This is a genomic window from Staphylococcus sp. AC872 (assembly GCF_979255425.1).
The window spans coordinates 209,400-227,708 of record NZ_CEEDKW010000002.1; the positions used below are offsets into that span (position 1 = coordinate 209,400).

Genomic DNA, 18,309 nt, shown 5'->3' on the forward strand with positions numbered 1-18,309 from the left:
ATATAATATATTCATCCATCTTAGTTATCAGAATAATCTAACTAATTAAGGAAAGTAATTCATTGTAATATTGGAGGGAAAGTAAATGTTATCTTTTGAAAATGACTATTTAGAAGGTGCACATGAAAAAGTTTTACAACGTTTAATTGAAACAAATCGAATTCAAGCTCCAGGATATGGATTTGATCAATTTACTGATCAAGCTATCCAACAAATTAAACATAAAATCAAATGTCCTGATGCAACGATTCGTTTTTTAGTAGGAGGTACGCAAACAAATCAAGTCGTGATTAACTCCATGTTAGAAAGCTATGAAGGTGTTATCTCAGCCGAAACTGGTCATGTTGCAGTACATGAAGGCGGCGCAATTGAATATAGTGGACATAAAGTACTGACAATCCCTTCATCAGAAGGAAAAATCACTGCCAACGGTGTTGAAGATTATATTGAAACCTTTAATAGTGATTTTAAACGTGATCATATGGTCTTTCCTGGTATGGTATACATTTCCCATCCTACTGAATACGGTACATTATATTCAAAAAGTGAATTAGAAGAACTATCTAACGTTTGCCGAAAACATAATCTACCCCTTTTTATGGACGGTGCGCGCTTAGGTTATGGTTTAATGAGTGATCATTCAGATATGACTATCGAAGACGTTGCGAATTATTGTGATATTTTTTATATTGGTGGAACTAAAATCGGTGCTTTGTGCGGAGAAGCAGTTGTATTTACGAAGCAGAACGAACCCAAACATTTTACGACACGTATTAAACATCATGGCGCCCTTTTAGCTAAAGGACGATTAACCGGCATACAATTTCTTGAATTATTTACAGATGATTTATATTTCAAAATTAGCCGCCATGCGATTGAAATGGCCAATAAAATGAAAGAAGGTTTCCTTAAAAAAGGATACCGACTATATTTTGATTCACCTACTAACCAACAATTCTTCATTTTAAGTAACGATAAAATTAATGAATTAAAACAAAAAGTAAAATTTGCCGTTTGGGAAAAATATGATGATCAACATCGAGTAGTTAGATTTGCGACAAGTTGGGCTACACCTGAAGAAAATATTAATCAATTATTAGAATTGATATAGATAAGCATTTTGAAAGCATCATTCTTTAAGAGAGTGGTGCTTTTATTATATATTCACGGAAGACATTTTTTAGACTACTTGGTCATCAACATTGTCCACACTAGCTTCTTTAAGCATTGATCGTGTTTCATCTTTCATTTGATTCAAAGCTTTTTCTGCTTTGAGTTCTTGATTTTCTTTCAGAACTTTTTCAAGTTCATATTGATTCTTCTGATCACGATTCATCTTGGCTAATTTCTCAGCTTCTTGAACGGCATCTTTAATACGTTCATCTGACTTTTTACGTTCTCTAGCTATACGCTCTTTAATCAATTGCGATACTTCTTCTTGAGAAAATGTTTTCTCAGTTTGTTGTGATTGTTCATCACTGTTGTTTAATTCCTCATTGTTCTTAGGTTCTTCAGTAATATTACTTTGATTATTCTCCATGAGATATACCTCCGTTTATAGTCTGTCGACTGTTATTCCATACTTGCTTTTAAATGTCATCAGCACGTTTTGGACAATAAAAAATAACCTTCACAATGGAAGGTTAAAAAAGTGTATAAAAATAGCACCACTTTCTATTTATTTGTGTAGAAAGGATGCTTTAATCAGATGATTTTATTTTAGCTTCACTGGATTCTTTTTTAACGTTTTCTTTTAAATCATCAATCATTTCATTGATTGAACAGCTACCATCAAGTTGATAAGTGTACATTTAAATCACCTCACATTGTAATTAATCATCTTTATTTGATGTAAATCCTTAAGATAATTTTCGATTTCCTTTTCTTTTATTAATCTTTCATTTTTATTATAAAAATGTTTAGTCAATAAATCAACGGCAACGCTACTAATATATTTATTTGTTTTTGTAATATATTTAACTTGACTTTTATTAGTTACAATAGTGATAGTTTGCACAGAATTTTGCTTTATGTATAAACCTAAATTATTTAATGAAAATCCTGATTGTCCAGGATGGTTATGTAACATAATAATTGAATTAGGTTTACTGTTAAATAACAATTCTGTTGCTTTTTCCCCTGGTACAAAGGATACACTATCTTGATCACCATATACTTTTGTAACTTTACCATCTTTTAATAAATAAGCTACTTCATTGCTATCATTGTTTTCTTTGGCCTCTTTAAGTAAGGCTTTATGTTGTTCTTGTATAAATTGATTTTCTTCTTTGGTATGTGTTGGTATATCAACATATCTGACCTTATCAATTGCTTGATCAGTAATATATATTTTCTTTCCTAATACTTTAGCTTGTTGTAATTCATCTTTGGTTGTATCATCTTCTACTTGATATTTACCTTTACGCTCTTTAAAGAATTTCTCTCGCCAATTACCTACATGTGGCACTGTGGTACTTCTACACCATGGATGCATAGGTGGCGCATTTACACCTGGAATCATATCTTTAACTTTAAATACTTTACCATTTAATGAGTGACATAGTTTAGATGTTTTCTTATCTATTTTGGCCACATATTTATATTCGCCATCTTCACCAAGTTCTTTAAGATAAGTTAACTTTTGTGATTCTGCTTGAACACGTGCTGATTCAGTGACTAACAATCGACTGGCGTTATAAGTAGTTGAGTTGAATTGTTTTTTTAATTCAGATACGAATTCATTTGGATGACGTCTACGAATAACGACATGACTCGTCACACGTTCTAATTTAGTCATTACATGAGGAAAGGTTTCGTTTTGTATGATGTCTTTAAGACCTTATCGCTTTTTACATTTGAAAAGACGCATCTAGTTAGATACGTCTTGGGATAAATACAGTATTCACTTATGGCAAAATTTAAATTAAACCATTTCCAAATAGTTCAATGATCATATAGCTTATTCAAACTAAATTAAATATTTTATTAAAAGTATAATTCCAATTAAGAGAAGTGCCCCTTTTAAAAAATCTAATTTCTCTTGTTTTGTCGTTTTCCGTACTGTAATCGTTACTTTCATAATTATTTACCATGACATCGGTTTATATATAATTAATGTCTACCTTTCTTTTATTTTATATTAATTACTTGATATCTATTATCAATCTATTTTTGTGTTCTTATTTTTAAATTATTATTTCGTTCACTAAGACAATAATTGAGTCATACTAACTTTTTATTTCTTGCCTCATTGATATTTATAGTAAAAGTTAATTGTCTTAAGTTCATTAAAAATTCTTTGATTTCATTTTTAACGAGAGAGGTGGACAATAAGTGGACAACAATCTAAACACAATTCTACATAACTTGTATTGTCCACCCCATCAAACAAAAAAGAGCTAAAGCAAAATTACTCTAGCCCTTGATATAACGACATTCCCCAATGTTGTTTAGCGTTTTAGTATTGTTTCATATATTGCTCGCGTTCCCATTCAGAAACTTGAGTTCTGTAATAATCCCATTCAATTGATTTTGAATTGATGAATTGGTTATAGATATGATTACCTAACGCTTTTTTGATTGTTGGATTTTCACGCATTGATTTTAACGCAGTGTATAAAGTTGATGGTAAATCTTGGATACCAACAGCTTCACGTTCTTCACGATTCATTTCATAAATGTTTTGGTTTACTGGTTTAGGAACTTTTAATTTGTTTTTGATACCGTCTAATCCAGCTTCTAAGATTGCTGCTAGTGCCATGTATGGGTTAGCTGCTGGGTCAACTGAACGTACTTCAACACGAGTAGATAAACCTCTTGATGATGGTACACGTACTAATGGTGAACGGTTTTTACCACTCCATGCAATATAACATGGTGCTTCGTAACCTGGTACTAAACGTTTATAAGAGTTTACTAATGGGTTACATACTGCTGTGAATCCACGTGCATTTTTAAGAATACCTGCAGTGAATTGGTATGCTGTATCAGTTAATTCCATTTCGCCATTTGGATCATAGAATGCATTTTCTTTACCTTTAAATAATGATACGTTGAAGTGCATTCCGCTTCCGTTTACACCAAATAATGGTTTTGGCATAAATGTTGCATGCAAGTTATGTTTACGAGCGATTGTTTTAACTACCAATTTGAATGTTTGGATGTTATCACACGCTGTTACTGCATCTGCATATTTAAAGTCGATTTCGTGTTGACCTGGCGCAACCTCATGGTGACTTGCTTCAATATCAAAGCCCATGTCCTCTAATTCAAGAACGATGTCACGACGGCAGTTTTCACCTAAATCCGTAGGTGCTAAGTCGAAGTATCCACCATCATCATTTAATTCTAATGTAGGTTCACCTTTGTCATCTAATTTGAATAAGAAGAATTCTGGTTCAGGCCCTAAGTTGAAGTCTGTGAAACCTAAATCTTCCATTTCTCTTAAGATGCGTTTTAAGTTTGCACGAGGGTCACCTTCGAATGGTGTACCATCTGTTTTGAATACGTCACAGATTAGACGTGCAACTTTACCTTGACCAGCTGTCCATGGGAAGATAACCCAAGTATCTAAGTCAGGGTGTAAGTACATATCTGATTCTTCAATACGTACGAAACCTTCGATTGATGATCCGTCAAACATCATTTCGTTATCTAAAACTTTTTCTAATTGACTTACTGGTACTTCAACATTTTTAATTGTTCCTAAAATATCAGTGAATTGTAATCTTAAATATCTCACGTTTTCTTCTTCAGCAAACTTACGAATATCGTCTTTTGTAAAACTACGTTTTGGCATACTTGAAATCCTCCAAATTTTATTTTATAAATCGGGATAAATCTCCTCGATTTATCGGCAATGTTTCACCGTATGGTTTTTGAGTTGCATCTACAATCATTTTCTTTCTAGTTTCATGTTCGTCTGATGATAAGTGATTCTCTTGATTATGAATAATTTGTTTAATACCTTTAATATTAAAGCCTTTTTCAATTAAAGATTTAATTTCTAATAATCTTTCCAAATCATTCAGTGAAAATAATCTCTTATTTCCCTCAGTTCTTTCCGGCTTAACAAGTTCATGTGTCTCATAATAACGAATTTGTCTTGGACTTAATTCTGTTAATTTACTGACTACACTCATGGAGAATACAGCCATGTTTCTTCTAATAGAATCATTAGACATCGCTAACATCTCCTCCACTTTTGAACTTGTACTTAATTTAGCATAGTTTAGCTCAGATTACAAAAATATGTTAGGTTTTCTGACATGATAAGTGAAACCATTGATATGACAGCATTTTAGAAGCATTGAAATACCACCACGTAACAACATTCACAAAAATTTCTGAATAAATTTTAAAATTTTCTGATAAAAAAACTGAAACATGGTGGGACAACAATAAAGAAATACTTTTTCTTTAGAAATTAGTATTTCTTATGCATGTGTTTCACTCATGTATTTCTATTTTAATGTACACATTAGCTGTGGCTAATGCGTAAGAACCACTACATATAAGATTAGTGGTTCTTTATGATTTCTGTCCCTCTCCTAATATCAAATTAAACAAGTCCTTGTTCTTTTAATTGAGTGACTGCACGTGTAACAGCTAATTTAACATGTTCATATGTTAAACCACCTTGAACATATGCTTCATATGGTTCACGTATAGGACCATCAGCAGACAATTCAATTGATGAACCTTGAATGAAAGTACCCGCAGCCATAATAACGTCATCTTCATAGCCTGGCATATAACTCGGCTCTGGGCTAAAATGTGCATTGATTGGTGATGCATGTTGGATACTTTGACAAAATGATATCATTTGTTCTTTTGTTTCAAATGTCACAGTTTGGATTAGGTCTGTACGTTTAACGTTATACTTAGGTGTTGTAGTCATATTTAATTTTTCAAGTAACAGACTCGTAAATAAAGCCCCCTTTAAACTTTGGCTGACGACGTGAGGTGCTAGGAAAAATCCTTGATACATTTCTTGTAGTGAATTTAAAGATGCGCCTGCTTCTTTACCAATACCTGGTGCAGTTAATCTATAACCACAACGCTCAATTAAATCCTTATTACCAGCGATATAGCCGCCTATTTTAGCTAATCCACCACCAGGATTTTTAATGAGTGAACCTGCAATTATATCAGCGCCAACTTCTGTAGGTTCTTGTTCTTCAACAAATTCTCCATAACAATTATCGACAAAGATAATGACATTCGGATATTGTGCTTTAATTGCCGAAATCGCTTCTTTAATTTCATCAACAGGTATTGAAGGTCGTTGATCATAACCTTTGGAACGTTGGATAGCAACGACTTTAGTTCGATCATTAATTGCATTTAGAACGCTAGGTATATCAATTTTACCCTCTGCTAATGCTACTTCATTATATGAAACACCATGTTCCTTTAAACTCTCAATGCCATTGCCGTTTACTCCGATAACTTCTAATAATGTATCGTATGGACTACCCGTGATATATAATAATTCATCACCGTATTTCAAATTACTTTGTAAAGCCAAGGTAATGGCATGTGTTCCAGAAATAATTTGTGGTCTTACAATGGCATCTTCTGCTTTAAATGTTCTTGCATAAATTTCTTCTAAATGATCACGTCCAAAATCATCATATCCATAGCCAGTTGTTCCTAATAAATCACTTTCTGTAGCTTTAACTGCATGAAACGCATCTAATACCTTTTCTTGATTAATCAAAGCAATGCGTTCAATATCTTTAAAGTACGGTGTCAATGTAGATTCTACATCTTCAATAAGACTTCTCATATCTGTCATCTTGCTAACTTCCTTTTTATATTTTTTTATATCCTTTAATTTCATAAGACTCGTCTTTTTCATTGAAATTGAGTTCACTGACGAGTGTATGTTGTTTTAAGAAATAAAGTCGATCTGCATCCGAACTTGGTACTGTCTCCTCGTAATACGTTAAACTATGCTTAATTTGATTGATTAATAAATTTTTCACTTTATCTTTATCTGATTCATCTCTACTTGAAACAAATACATAAGGTTGTTCAGAAACTGGTAAGTCCATATTACTTGGACATTGATCCTTTTTATTAAAAATCACTGATTGTGGAATTTGATTCATATCTAGCTGCTTAATAAGTTGATTGACAGTATCATATTGAGAGCGATACTCCGGATGACTTGCATCTACCACATGTAAAAGTAAATCTGCACCTTTAGCTTCTTCTAAAGTTGATTTAAATGCAGCTACTAGCGTTGTAGGTAATTTTTGAATAAATCCAACTGTATCCGAAATAATTAAATTAAATCCTTCATTGATTTGTATCTGCCGAGTTTTAGGATCTAATGTTGCAAACAATTGATTTTGTTCATATGTTGTTTCATTGGCTAACACATTAAACCATGATGATTTACCAGCATTAGTGTATCCTACTAATGCAATTTGAAAGACTTGATTCTGTTCACGTTTACTACGGTATCTGTCTCTGTGCTCAACAACAGTTTGTAATTGATGCTTGATTTCATTCATTCTTGTACGGATATGTCGACGATCCATTTCTAGCTTCGTCTCACCTGGACCACGTGTACCAATGCCACCACCAAGTCTTGATAAACTACGACCATGTCCCTGTAATCGTGGTAATAAATAGTCTAATTGTGCTAATTCTACTTGTAGCTTACCTTCTCTACTTTTTGCTCTTAAAGCAAAAATTTCAAGGATTAGCTGTGTTCTATCGATAATTTTTATGCCCAAATTGCCATTTAATGTTTTAGATTGAGCTGTCGTTAATTCATCATTAGTCACAACGACATCTATATCATGGAATTCTATAAAAGCTTGAATTTCTTCAATTTTACCTTTACCAACATAGTATTTGTGATCAACTTGTTCACGGTTTTGAGTGATTTGACCTTTAACATTTAATTGGCATGTCTCTGAGAGCGCTTCTAATTCTTCCATAGTAGATTCAAAATTAAATTCATTATCGTTTTGAGCATGTACACCGATTAGTACAGCCGTTTCTAATTTTTTCTTTGTATCATGTGTTGATAGCTGTGCCATGATATACATCTCCTTTTATTTTAGTTCTTAAATATTTTATCATAGTGCCAATATAAAGACTATTCGTCAATATTATGTTAAATTGTAATTAATTCGAAAGGGTGATCTTATGGAAAATATATATGACTTCGTTGTTGAAAAGAATACAGGAGAAACATATAAGTTAGAAGATTATAAAGATTATGTGATGTTAATCGTAAATACTGCAAGTGAATGTGGTTTCACACCACAATTTGAAGGGTTACAAAAGCTTTATGAAAAATATAAAGATCAAAAATTTATTATTTTAGGCTTTCCTTGTAATCAATTTGGTGGTCAAGAACCTGGATCGGGTGAAGAAGCTGCTCAAAACTGTAAATTAAATTACGGTGTAACATTCCCTATCCATCAAAAAATTGATGTTAAAGGAGAACATCAACATCCGTTATTCCGCTTCCTTACTGATGCACAACAAGGAATGTTTAATGAAAAAATTAAGTGGAACTTCACTAAGTTTTTAATAGATCGTGACGGTAATGTAGTTAAACGTTTTTCTCCGCAGAAGAAACCTGCACAATTAGAAAATGAAATCGAAAAACTTCTATAAAATATCAAACTTGAACTAATAAATTTAACATGAAAAAGCTTCATTTAAAGTGATGAGCAAAGGCGACAAGATAAACGCGAATGCTTACTTTAAATGAAGCTTTTTTGAATTACAATCTTTAATACGATAAAGCACTAATTAGAACCAATAAATCTTTTTCTCTTCTATGTAACTATTGCGACGTTCATTTTGATTTGTGCTTTACTGCACTTCAATTATGTCTTATTCTTCAGATGTTTCTGATGCTGATTCGTTTTCATCATCAATAATGAAAGTGCTGATCGCATGTTTGTAAATCAGATGTTGTTTTCCTTGTGAAACTAAACGAATCACTTGGCTGTCGAAATCTTCAATTGTTCCTTTCATTTGGAAACCATTTAGAAAGAACACAGTGACTTCTGTTTTTTCTGATTTAAAGTTCTCTAGTGCTTGATCTTGGATGTTTTCGTTTGCAATCATGTTCAGTACTCCTTTTATTTATTTGGGGTGTAATCTCATCTAACATCATTTGAAGTGACATATTTTCTCTATCTAACCAGTGAACGTTCATTTTATTCTTAAACCAAGTCAATTGACGTTTCGCGTACTTTCGCGAATTCTGTTTTAACTTATCAATAGCTGACTGTAAATCCATATTCCCTTTTACAACAGGTATTAATTCTTTATACCCAATTGCTTGCATACTTTGACTTGACTCATAGCCTTGTTCAACTAAGTGTTGCACTTCATTAAATAATCCGTGGCTCAACATAATATCAACACGTTTATTTATTTTTTCATATAATGTTTCACGCGACATTTCAATCCCTACTAATAATGTATCATAATTTTCAGTGAATTGTTGAACTTTCTTGCGATAACTTAAAAGTTTTTTTGTTTTTAAATAATATTCTATCGCTCTCAATACTCTTTTTCTGTTATTAGGGTGTATATTGTCAGCTGATTCAGGATCAAATGAATTAAGATATTCATGTAATTCATTATTATTTAAATTCGCCAATTCATTTAATTTAGATTTAACCTCTTTCATTTTCTCTTCTGAAACGGTTTCATCTTCAAATTGATAATTATAAAGTAAAGATTGAATATATAATCCAGTTCCACCAGCAACAATCGGTGTCTTACCTCTTTGAATAATATCATTGATACACTTTTCTGCTCGTTGTTTGAAATCATAAGCAGAAAATGTGTCATCAGGATTCAATATATCAATCATATGATGGGGAATACCGTCCATTTCTTCTTTTATAACTTTAGCAGTACCAATATCCATTTGTTTATATACTTGCATAGAGTCGCCACTAATAATTTCTCCATTACATCGTTTTGCTAATTCTATGCTTAATTCTGTTTTTCCAGACGCCGTTGGTCCTACAATTACAACTAGAAATGGCTTATCTGTATTACTCATCTTATTCACTCACTTTATTTTTCTTTAATATTTGCTTTTTAATCCATTCAAACATATGTTGCCAAGTTGTTAAATAATCATCTTCAAATAATATTTCATGGCGTTTATTTTTATATAATTGCACAGTTATGTGTTTGATTCCTGCTTTTTTATAAATCTTACCTAGTTTTTTAACACCTTTACCATATTCTCCAAAGGGATCATCTTTGCCTGAAATTAATAGTATAGGTAGATTGTGATTCATCTGCTTTAATGATTTAACATTGGCAGTGTCCATCATATATTTAACTGTTTGATAAATCAGTTGGTTAGATACTCTGAATCCACAATATTCATCATCGATAAATTTGTTCACTTCTTCTCTTTTGGTAGATAGCCAGTCACTTTCTGTTTGAGGTTGATCAATCTTTTTAGTAAATGATTTATTCATTAATTGGTTAACCCATTTAACTCGACGTCTTTTACCTAAAATAATAGTGATTAATTTCAATAAAACCATAGTGGGTATGCCTTTCCATTTAGGAAACATACCTGTGCCTGTTAATATGAGACCATTTGCAAATTGAGGGTATTGTTTTACAAATAGTCTTGCAATGATTGACCCCATTGAATGACCTAACACAATATAAGGTAGTTCAAAATGGCTATCATAAATGGTTTCTACTATTTCGTATGCATCGTCAACAACCTGTGTCATATCATTGAAGTGGCCTCTTTCATTTTCATCTATATTTTTACCGTGACCTCTATGATTATGTCTGAGCACATCATATCCTTGTAAATTTAATGCTTTAACTAACTCATTATATCGATCCATATGTTCAGCCATACCATGAAAAAGATGGACAATACCAATCGTTTCATTATTAGCTTTATCTATTTTCACTTCAATCATTGTTCCATCTTTGACTGTAATGTTGAATTGACTTTGACTCACGCATATACCCCCAAAACTTCTTATCTTCATTAATCATGTTTATTAATATAAACATACATATTATATTCAATATACCTTTTGATAACATCGGAATCAAATTGTATGCATATTGAGTTAACAATTCACATTCAGATATATTTTTTGGCTCATAAGCATGTATGACAAATATAACATTTCATATAAAAAAAACTACTAACATTGAGATAAAAAACTCAATGTTAGTAGTTTAAAATTAATTTTAATTATTCTTTAACTGCTGGTTGGTTGTTACCAGATTGTGCTTCATCAATCGCTTTATTCACTTCATCAGTATAAGCTTGTTTTTGACCTTCACTATATTGAAGCATATCTGCTAATACATCGATAACTGCATCTTTATATTGTAATACATCATCAATATTGAAGTATAATTTACCTGATCTACGTACAAGGAAGTCAGTTGGTTTAAATACCATTTCTTGTTGGATACCATAAATTAATTCTACATAGATTTCTAATGGTAATTTACTAGTATGGTATTGCGCAGTTTGAGCAATGTTGAATAAATCATCAACATTTGAACCGTATTTACTTGCTAAACGGTATGCTACATCTTCATCAATACCAAAACCTTTAGCAGCGTCTACTTTTTGTTTAACAAAGTGGTCAAAGTTTTTACTACCACCAACGTCACCACCAGAAATTTTCAATTCTTTAGTCGCACATGGTTTGAATGTTAAACCATATTCTTTTTTTAGACGTTTAGCTAATAAATCAACAATTTCTAACGCCATATGACGGTATCCTGTTAATTTACCACCCGCGATTGTTAATAAGCCAGACTCGCCTTCCCATACTTCGTCTTTACGAGAGATTTCTGAAGGGTCTTTACCTTCTTCTAAAATTAATGGACGTACACCAGCCCATGTTGATTCGATGTCTTCATCTTTTACATCAACTGTTGGGAACATGTAATTAATCGCATCTATTAAATAATCTCTATCTTCTTGCGTTGTTAATGGTGTTGCTTTTTCATTATCATAGAAAGTATCTGTAGTACCTACATATGCTTTCCCTTCTCTAGGAATCGCAAAAATCATTCGACCATCTTTTTCTGTATCAAAGTAAACTGCTTGTTGTAATGGGAATTTAGATTGATCGATAACCACGTGAACACCTTTTGTCAAACGTAATTGTTTGTTATTACGTGCATAGTCACCGCTTCTTACTTCATCTACCCAAGGTCCTGATGCATTGATTACTTTTTTAGCTTTGATAGGATATGTTTCATTATCAATCATATCTACTACTTCAATACCATTTACTTTTTTATTTGAATCGTAAGTAAAGTGTTCTGATTTTGTATAGTTAATGATTTCAGCACCTTTTTCAGCTGCTTTTTTCATCACTTCAATAGTTAATCTTGCATCATCTGTACGGTATTCAACGTAATAACCGCCACCTTTTAATCCATCTTGCTTCACTAAAGGCTCTTTATTAATTGTATCTTGTTTAGAAAGCATTTTTTTACGTTCAGATTTTTTAACACCTGCTAAACGATCATACATTGTTAAACCAATGGCAGTTGTAAATTTACCAAATGTACCACCTTTATGCATAGGTAATAACATCCATTCTGGTGTTGTTACATGTGGACCATTTTCATAAACAATTGCACGTTCTTTACCAGTTTCAGCTACAACGCCTACTTGTAGTTGTTTTAAATAACGTAACCCACCATGTACTAATTTTGTAGAACGTGAACTAGTCCCTTGAGCGAAGTCTTGCATTTCTACTAAAGCAACTTTCATGCCACGATTACTAGCATCTAATGCAATACCTGCACCTGTAATTCCGCCACCAATAATAACAACGTCATATTCTTCATTCTTTAAATTTCTCTTAATGTGATCCCTTTTTAGTGTTGATAAACCCATAATTCAACGCCTCCTATTTAGTATAAAAAAAGAGAGACTTATCCCACAATTACCATTTAATTGTACGAATAAATCTCTCATTTCTCGATTTCCTTATTAACTTGTTTCAAGTATAACATAAATAAGAAAATCTAGTCTATCTCATGCTTACAATTTATTAATTTGCCAAAGACTAATCTTCTAATTTAAATACTTGTGTAGCTTCTACAGCCTTTTTCCAACCTTTATAAAGCTTAGTACGTTGTTCTTCTTCCATTTTTGGTTCAAATTCTTCTTCAAGTTTCCATCTGTTAGCAATGTCATCTTTACTTTCCCAGAATCCAACTGCTAAACCTGCTAAGTATGCAGCACCAAGTGCCGTTGTTTCTTGAATTTCAGGTCTTTCTACAGGTGTATTAACAATATCTGCTTGGAATTGCATGATAAAGTTATTTTTAACTGCGCCACCATCAACTCGTAAGTTTTGAACTTCGATACCTGAATCTTTAGACATTGCTTCCATTACATCGCGAGTTTGATAACATAGTGATTCTAATGTTGCACGAATGAAGTGTTCTTTTTCAGTACCACGAGTTAATCCAAAGATAGCGCCTCTAGCTTCAGAATCCCAGTAAGGTGTTCCTAATCCAACAAATGCTGGTACAACGTATACACCTTCAGTTGAGTCTACTCTAGTCGCATAGTTTTCAGTTTGTGGTGCTGAATTAATCATTCTTAATCCATCACGTAACCACTGAATAGCTGAACCTGAAACAAAGATAGAACCTTCTAAAGCGTAGTTTACTTTACCATCAATACCATATGCGATAGTAGTTAATAATCCGCTGTCAGATTTAACTGCTTCTTCACCAGTGTTCATTAACATGAATCCACCAGTACCATAAGTATTTTTCACGTCACCTTTGTCGAAACATGCTTGACCAAATAAGGCAGCTTGTTGGTCACCAGCGATACCTGCAATTGGTACGTTTTGACCAAAGAAATGATAATCAACTGTATGTGCATAAACTTCACTTGAAGGTTTAACTTCAGGTAGCATACTTTCAGGTACTTCTAAAATATCTAATAATTCTTTATCCCATTTTAAGTCATGGATATTGAACATTAATGTACGACTTGCGTTTGTATAGTCTGTGATATGTGCTTCTTTACCAGATAATTTCCATACTAACCAAGAATCAATTGTTCCAAATAGTAAATCGCCATTATCAGCTTTTTCACGTGCACCATCAACATTATCTAAAATCCATTTGACTTTTGTTCCTGCAAAATATGGGTCTAATAATAAACCGGTTTTGTCACGGAATAATGCTTCATGACCTTGATCTTTCAATTCTTGGCAAATACTTTGAGTTTGACGAGATTGCCAAACAATTGCATGGTAAATTGGTCGACCAGTATTTTTATCCCAAACAACTGTTGTCTCACGTTGGTTTGTAATACCAATACCTTCGATTTGTTCTGCTCTAATGTTATGTTCGTTCATTACTTCTGCCATAACAGATAACACTGAAGTCCAAATTTCATTCGCATCATGCTCTACCCAACCTGATTGTGGGAAGTGTTGTTTAAATTCTCTTTGTGCTACACCTTTAATTTCGCCATCTTTATTGAATAAAATAGCTCTTGAACTAGTTGTTCCTTGGTCTATTGATAAAATGTATTTTTCCATAGGTATTTGACTCCTTTTGATGTCTTCAATATTATTTAAAGTATTTTAATGATAATTACTTATATCATATATCAACACATCATGTTAATTTATATGCAATTTTTTAATATCACATGCTAAAAATAAGATATTTCTTATCTTGATTAATAGATTGATTCAATATCGTTACTTTTAGAAGTTCTATTTAAAACCACACCTAATACTAATGTAATGATAACTAAAATAATACCAACTACACAACTTACATTAAATGTTTGTTTATAAAATACTTCATAAATGACTGCACCTAACATACCACCAGAGATTGGACCTAAAACAGGTACAATAGCATATGACCAGTTTGAACCACCTTTACCAGCAATCGGTAAAATGGCATGTGCGATACGTGGACCTAAGTCACGAGCAGGGTTGATTGCATAACCTGTTGTACCACCTAAACTTAACCCGATTGCAATAATTAAAGCACCAACAATTAATGGATTTAAACCATCGGCGATTTTATTTACACCGATGAATAAAATACCTAATGTTAAAGCTGTTGTACCAATAATCTCACTTAAAAAGTTTGCGAAATAATTTTTAATTGCAGGGGCTGTTGAGAACACGCCTAATTTTGTTGCTTGATCTTCTGTTGCTTTCCAATGTGGTAAATACATTAACCATACTAGAGCACCACCTACGATACCTCCAAGCATTTGGCAAACGATGTATCCTGGAACTTGTGCCCAACTAAATCCACCATCCATTGCTAACGCGATAGTAACTGCTGGATTTAAATGTGCACCTGAAAATTTACCAACTGCAAATGCACCCATTGCAACGGCTAAACCCCATCCTGTAGCGATAACAATCCAGTCAGCGTTATTACCAGCACTACGTTTTAAATTAACGTTAGCACAAACGCCGCCACCAAAAAGTATAAGGATGGCCGTACCTAAAAACTCTGCTAAATAAGCATTCATATAACTATTCCTCCCAAAATAGATAGGGAGACCCCTACAACGTTATAAAGCTGCAGAAATCTCCCCTTCTCTGTTCTAATATTAACTTTTAATAACTTGGTTATATATTACAGTTATGTTGTAAGCGTTGTCAATATTTTTGTTATAAATTTGTCAAAATTATTTCATTTCAATCCTCATTACTCAACTCATTTTTGATATATAAAAAGGAATCAGCGACTCATAAGTTCGACTGATTCCTTTACATAATAAAAGTTGCTATTTCATTGTTACCATAATTTTTGATTACTTGTTGTAATATATTCTGCACCATTATTAATGGCCTCTTCTACTTCAGATACTTCACTAATCAATCCACCTGCAATTACAGATGTATTTGTCTCTTCTTGAATACATCTTACTGCCTTATGTGCGATGCCTGGTAGAACTTCAACGAAATCTGGTTGTACCTTTTGTATTAATTCAATACTTCGGCTCAAAGCTTGACTATCAATAATAAACACTCTAAAGATAGTTAAAGTATTTAGTGACTTTGCTTTTTTAATCACTTTAGTCTTAGTTGAAACAATGCCTTTAGGTTTATACTGTTGAATAATATATTCACAAGAATATTCGTCATGACTTAAACCTTTGATCAAATCAATATGGATATAACATTCAATACCTTTATTTTTTAACAGATCTAATATACTTTTAAGATGACCGATATGCATATCCAACAGTACACATGATTTATATTCGGTTTTAATTAGCTTATCTAAGTCTTTCATATTTCTAATTGCTGGGAGTATATTTTCTTTCAAATGATTGCTCCTCTCTACATTACACGTTTAAATAATTTTTCTAATTCGTAATTCGAAAAGTTAATGATAATGGGTCTTCCGTGCGGGCATGTAAATGGATCTTCCATTTCACGCAATTGATCAATTAAATCTGCCATCTCATTATTTTTAAGATAATGATTAGCTTTAATCGACTTTTTACAAGACATCATTATTGCTGCATCTTCACGCATTTTTTTCACATCAATTTTTTTATTTTCTAATACGAGTTCTATCATATCTTTGATGATTTCTTCCGCTTCTGCTTTTGGAAACCAAACTGGATAACTATTAACAATATAATCATGTCCTCCGAAATGTTCAAGGTGTACGCCAACTCTGTCTAATTCCTCTTGATACTGATCGATAATGAATTGTTCATCTTTTGAGAAATGAAATGTCATTGGAATTAACAAGTTTTGAACTTCATTTGTTACTTCGCCAATTTTTTCTCTAAAATATTCGTATTTGATGCGTTCTTGAGCAGCGTGCTGATCAATCATAAACATGCCATTTTCATTTTGAGCAATGATATATGTGCCATGAACTTGTCCGACAACTTCCATATATGGTACACGTCGTCGTGTTGACGCACTCACCGCCCCTTTAATGTCATTTTCATTTCGATCTTCTTCTTGTTCTAGTGTCTCATTTTGATTATCTAATTCATTTAAAATATCTTTTTGATTATTGAAGTAATGATCATTATGATTACGTTTAATATATTGAGAGTCATTAAACAAAGTACTTTCATTGTCTTCATTCACTTGTGAAATATTTTGATTATTATCTTTTTCAAATGCCGATCCACTTAATTCATCTTGTTTTTCATCTTCAGATAAATGTGAACGATTTGGGTCTTCAATTTGTTTACGTTCAAAGTCTAACTTTTGTTGCTCAAAACTATTGAGTACTTTATTTTTCTTTGGATGAGTATCTAAATCATTTTTTGGAATAAGAATTTTATCTTTAAATGCTTCTCGTATTTTTTCTACTATCAAATCATATAGTTGTTCTTCTTTAGATAATCTCACTTCTAGTTTAGTTGGATGCACGTTGACGTCTACTAAAATAGGATCCATTTGAATATTGATATAACAAATAGGATATCGACCAATTGTTAGTAACGTATGATAACCTTCTACAATAGCTTTATTCAAAACGAAATTTTTAATATATCTACCATTGATAAATATAGAGATATAATGTTTATTACTTCTAGAATGTTCAGGTCTAGCTACATATCCTTCTAAATGGTAATCACTTGTATCACCTGTGATATGTACAAGATCTTTTGCCACTTTCATACCATAAATTTCTGCCATTACTTCATTTGTTTTCCCAGAACCATTCGTTTTGAGTAGTGTCTTGCCATCAGAAACAAGAGATATCCTTATATCTGGGTGACTCATTGCCATGCGATTTACAATATCAGTTATTTTCCCTAGTTCTGTATACAGACTTTTAATATATTTTAATCTGGCCGGTGTGTTATAAAATAATGATTCTACAAGGATATCCGTACCTTTTTTCGCTTTAGCTGGTTTTTGGTTAATAATTTCACCATTCTCAGCATATATTTCATGTCCATTTTCATTATCTGTACAGGTACGTAACGTTACTTTCGATACTGAAGAGATACTGGCTAATGCTTCACCACGAAAACCTAATGTTCTAATATGAAATAAATCATCATCTGCATCTAATTTACTTGTCGCGTGACGATGAAATACCAAACTTAAATCATCAGCTTCTATTCCTGTACCATTGTCTACTACGCGTATCGATGCAACACCAGATTGTTCTACTTCAATATTTATTTCAGTTGATTGGGCATCAATGGCATTTTCCAGTAATTCTTTAACAACCGAACTAGGTCTTTCGACTACTTCGCCAGCTGCAATTTTATTAGCTAAGGAGGTTTGTAGTTCTTTAATTTTTCCCATT

Annotated in this window: 15 protein-coding genes and 1 pseudogene; 2 read left to right on the forward strand and 14 right to left on the reverse strand. The window is 32.5% G+C overall.

Features of this window, described 5'->3' with window-relative positions:
- Positions 1-85: 85 nt before the first annotated feature.
- On the forward strand, positions 86-1,111 hold the full coding sequence (locus ACZ267_RS03910; RefSeq protein WP_079448997.1) for a threonine aldolase family protein: 1,026 nt from the start codon (positions 86-88) through the stop codon (positions 1,109-1,111).
- Between the two features lie 69 nt (positions 1,112-1,180).
- Here ACZ267_RS03910 and ACZ267_RS03915 read toward each other — a convergent pair whose 3' ends face one another.
- From ACZ267_RS03915 to hflX, 6 genes and pseudogenes are all read right to left on the reverse strand, one after another.
- Positions 1,181-1,540 carry a capsid assembly scaffolding protein Gp46 family protein gene (locus ACZ267_RS03915; RefSeq protein ID WP_002467194.1) on the reverse strand — a complete coding sequence of 120 codons (360 nt, stop codon included), beginning with the start codon at positions 1,538-1,540 and terminating at the stop codon, positions 1,181-1,183.
- A 276-nt stretch (positions 1,541-1,816) separates the two neighbouring features.
- A pseudogene (locus tag ACZ267_RS03920) lies at positions 1,817-2,800 on the reverse strand (minor capsid protein); the annotation flags it as partial.
- Between the two features lie 657 nt (positions 2,801-3,457).
- Positions 3,458-4,798, reverse strand: a complete 1,341-nt coding sequence (gene glnA / locus ACZ267_RS03925) for a type I glutamate--ammonia ligase (protein ID WP_079448995.1) — start codon at positions 4,796-4,798, stop codon at positions 3,458-3,460.
- Between the two features lie 19 nt (positions 4,799-4,817).
- Positions 4,818-5,183, reverse strand: coding sequence for a MerR family transcriptional regulator (locus ACZ267_RS03930; RefSeq protein WP_015365050.1), 366 nt, complete (start codon positions 5,181-5,183; stop codon positions 4,818-4,820).
- 377 nt (positions 5,184-5,560) lie between these two features.
- Positions 5,561-6,799, reverse strand: a complete 1,239-nt coding sequence (locus tag ACZ267_RS03935; RefSeq protein WP_002466636.1) for a methionine gamma-lyase family protein — start codon at positions 6,797-6,799, stop codon at positions 5,561-5,563.
- 16 nt (positions 6,800-6,815) lie between these two features.
- Positions 6,816-8,057 (reverse strand): GTPase HflX, encoded by a 1,242-nt coding sequence (hflX, locus tag ACZ267_RS03940; RefSeq protein ID WP_002466639.1) that lies wholly within the window; start codon positions 8,055-8,057, stop codon positions 6,816-6,818.
- Between the two features lie 109 nt (positions 8,058-8,166).
- On the opposite strand from hflX, the gene ACZ267_RS03945 reads away from it, so the two are divergent.
- Positions 8,167-8,643 carry a glutathione peroxidase gene (locus ACZ267_RS03945; RefSeq protein ID WP_002451266.1) on the forward strand — a complete coding sequence of 159 codons (477 nt, stop codon included), beginning with the start codon at positions 8,167-8,169 and terminating at the stop codon, positions 8,641-8,643.
- A 222-nt stretch (positions 8,644-8,865) separates the two neighbouring features.
- On the opposite strand, the gene hfq is transcribed toward ACZ267_RS03945, so the two are convergent.
- The 8 genes from hfq to mutL form a co-directional block, all read right to left on the reverse strand.
- On the reverse strand, positions 8,866-9,102 hold the full coding sequence (gene hfq / locus ACZ267_RS03950) for an RNA chaperone Hfq (protein ID WP_079448994.1): 237 nt from the start codon (positions 9,100-9,102) through the stop codon (positions 8,866-8,868).
- Positions 9,056-10,054: a tRNA (adenosine(37)-N6)-dimethylallyltransferase MiaA gene (gene miaA / locus ACZ267_RS03955; protein WP_019235885.1), complete on the reverse strand. Its 999-nt coding sequence runs from the start codon at positions 10,052-10,054 to the stop codon at positions 9,056-9,058. The genes hfq and miaA overlap by 47 nt, the downstream gene beginning before the upstream one ends.
- A 1-nt stretch (position 10,055) precedes the next feature.
- Positions 10,056-10,991 carry an alpha/beta hydrolase gene (locus ACZ267_RS03960; protein ID WP_015365054.1) on the reverse strand — a complete coding sequence of 312 codons (936 nt, stop codon included), beginning with the start codon at positions 10,989-10,991 and terminating at the stop codon, positions 10,056-10,058.
- A gap of 242 nt (positions 10,992-11,233) precedes the next feature.
- The gene (locus ACZ267_RS03965; protein ID WP_015365055.1) at positions 11,234-12,907 is read right to left on the reverse strand and encodes a glycerol-3-phosphate dehydrogenase/oxidase; all 1,674 of its coding nucleotides are present in this window, start codon (positions 12,905-12,907) and stop codon (positions 11,234-11,236) included.
- A gap of 172 nt (positions 12,908-13,079) precedes the next feature.
- Positions 13,080-14,579: a glycerol kinase GlpK gene (gene glpK / locus ACZ267_RS03970; protein WP_002465648.1), complete on the reverse strand. Its 1,500-nt coding sequence runs from the start codon at positions 14,577-14,579 to the stop codon at positions 13,080-13,082.
- A gap of 143 nt (positions 14,580-14,722) precedes the next feature.
- Complete coding sequence (locus ACZ267_RS03975; protein WP_002465653.1) at positions 14,723-15,541, reverse strand: MIP/aquaporin family protein; 819 nt, start codon at positions 15,539-15,541, stop codon at positions 14,723-14,725.
- Between the two features lie 269 nt (positions 15,542-15,810).
- Positions 15,811-16,344 carry a glycerol-3-phosphate responsive antiterminator gene (locus ACZ267_RS03980; RefSeq protein WP_002465650.1) on the reverse strand — a complete coding sequence of 178 codons (534 nt, stop codon included), beginning with the start codon at positions 16,342-16,344 and terminating at the stop codon, positions 15,811-15,813.
- Between the two features lie 14 nt (positions 16,345-16,358).
- The gene (mutL, locus tag ACZ267_RS03985; RefSeq protein ID WP_002465649.1) at positions 16,359-18,308 is read right to left on the reverse strand and encodes a DNA mismatch repair endonuclease MutL; all 1,950 of its coding nucleotides are present in this window, start codon (positions 18,306-18,308) and stop codon (positions 16,359-16,361) included.
- Between the last annotated feature and the right edge of the window lies 1 nt (position 18,309).